Origin of the sequence: Burkholderia sp. KCJ3K979 (genome assembly GCF_016759955.1) — a bacterium.
Classification (GTDB): domain Bacteria; phylum Pseudomonadota; class Gammaproteobacteria; order Burkholderiales; family Burkholderiaceae; genus Burkholderia; species Burkholderia orbicola.
Genome location: NZ_JACFYV010000397.1, coordinates 1 through 2,149, shown reverse-complemented (window position 1 = coordinate 2,149; position 2,149 = coordinate 1). Strand labels below are relative to the sequence as shown.

General features: G+C 68.2%; 3 protein-coding genes. 2 read left to right on the top strand and 1 reads right to left on the bottom strand.

Annotation, left to right across the window (positions count from 1 at the left end):
- Positions 1–301: TerC family protein (locus tag H3O04_RS35115; protein ID WP_442862861.1), on the bottom strand; the 301-nt coding region annotated here is incomplete at its 3' end.
- Between the two features lie 110 nt (positions 302–411).
- Between H3O04_RS35115 and H3O04_RS35110 the strand changes: the two genes are divergently transcribed.
- Entirely contained in the window at positions 412–1,305 is an 894-nt protein-coding gene (locus tag H3O04_RS35110; RefSeq protein ID WP_011545055.1) for a LysR family transcriptional regulator, read from the top strand.
- 116 nt (positions 1,306–1,421) lie between these two features.
- A partial coding sequence (locus H3O04_RS35105; RefSeq protein ID WP_202589493.1) for a DUF2242 domain-containing protein occupies positions 1,422–2,149 on the top strand: 728 nt, incomplete at its 3' end.

The following is a 2,149-nucleotide window of genomic DNA, read 5'->3' as shown; positions in this document are numbered from 1 at the left end:
GGAACAGGCCGCCCGACAGCAGGATCATGTCGCGCCACGAGAACGCATGGTCGAACAGCGTGAACACGGGTTCGGTCAGGCTCGCGATCCACGCGACGCTGCCGAGCAGCGCGAGGCGCATCACCAGCGCGAGCGCGATGCCGAGGCGCTGCGTGCGGGCGCGCTGCGCTTCGGGCAGCTTGTTGCTGAGGATCGAGATGAAGATCAGGTTGTCGATGCCGAGCACGACTTCCATCACGACGAGCGTCAGGAGCGCGGCCCAGACGGCGGGGTCGGTGGCAAGCGTCAGCAGGTAGTCCATGGGCGGGGCCGATACGAAAGTGGAAAGCCTGATGATATGACGCCCCGAACTTCGTAAAAATCAGAGAGAATCTGACTTTAGGTTCGGTTTTTCCGATATATCGCGCTTCGATGCTCAATTTCCGACATCTGTACTATTTCTGGGTCGTGGTGAAGGAAGGCGGCTTCGCGCGTGCGGCCGAGCGGCTCGACATGGCCGTGCAGACGATCAGCGCGCAGGTGCGCGAACTGGAGAAATCGCTCGGGCACCAGCTACTGCGCCCCGCCGGGCGCGGCGTCGCGATGACCGATGCCGGGCAGGCCGCCTTTGCACGCGCGGAAGTCATCTTCGAGATGGGCCGGCAGATTCCCGACGACGTGCGCGCGGCGGCCAGCCAGCCGACCGTGCGGCTCGCGGTCGGCCTCGCGGACGGCATCTCCAAGCTCGCCGCGCACGCGATCCTGGCCCCCGTGCTCGACACGCCCACGCTGCGGCTGCTGTGCCACGAGGGCGAGCACGACGCGCTGCTCGCGGAACTCGCGCTGCATCATCTGGATCTCGTGCTGGCCGGCCACGGCGCGCCGTCCGGGTCGAACCTGCGCGTGACGAGCGAGCGGCTCGTCGCGTCGCCGGTCGACTGGTACGGGCCCGCGGCACTCGTCACGCCGGCCGCGCGCCAGCGCTTTCCGCAATGTCTGGCCGAGCTGCCGGTGCTGCTGCCGACCGCGCATTCGGCATTGCGCGCCCATCTCGACCGATGGCTGGAAAGCGAGCGGATCGTGCCGCGCGTGGCCGGCGAATTCGAGGACAGCGCGCTGATGGCCGTGTTCGCGGCGCGCGGCCTCGGCGTGTTTCCACTGAGCGAACTCGGCGCGAACGATGCGTCGCTGCTGCGCGGGCTCAGGCGGCTCGGGCGCGCGGGCGACGTGACCGAGGAGATCCACGCGATCCGCTCCCGACGCGGCGAACATCATCCGCTGACGGCCCAATTGCTGGCCGCGGCGCGCGGCGCGCCGGCCGACTGAAGCGAGCGCGACATCAAACGAAACTATAATGTCGCCCCGGCCATACGAGATGTGCGCGCGCATCAATCCGGGCACTCCCGTTGCGCCGCCTCTCGCCGAGCCTTCTGAAAGACGCCATGCACAACCGATTTCGCCTGTTTTCCGTTTCGTGCGCGCTCGCGGTCGCGACCGTGCTGGCGGCATGCTCGTCGCCGCCCAAGCCGATCTACCAGCAGGAACAGTTCGACGCGACCACCAGCCCGTATGCGCACACGTTCCACTCGAAATCCGACGCGGCCTGCGAGGCCGCGCGGCGCGCGCTGCTGAGCCAGGGCTACGTGGTGTCGTCGTCGCGCAACGACGCGGTCGACGGCAGCAAGAATTTCCAGCCGAGCAACGACATGCACGTCGTGATCGAGTTTCACGTCGTGTGCGCGGACGCGAATGCGGACGGCTCGTCGAGCATCGCGTACGTGAACGCGGTGCAGGACCGCTATACGCTGAAGAAGTCGAATACGTCGGCCAGCGTCGGCTTGAGCGTGTTCGGCTCGCTGTCGCTGCCGATCGGGTCGAGCGACGACGCGCTCGTCAAGACCGCGAGCGAGACGATTCCCGCCGGCGTGTTCTATGAGCGCTTCTTCACGCTCGTCGACCATTTCCTGAAGATCGACCCGGCGCGCCGCGACCGCGCAACCGTGAAGGCCGCCGAGAAGGAGCCCGTCGCGCCGCTGCCCGAGCCCGCGCCGACGCCGCAGGGCGAACCGCTGAAGATGACGACGCCGGTCGTGCCGACGCCGCCCGCGGCGCCGGTGCCGCTTTCGGCGCCGGGGGTCGCGCCTGGATCGGGCGCGAATGCCGTGCCGGC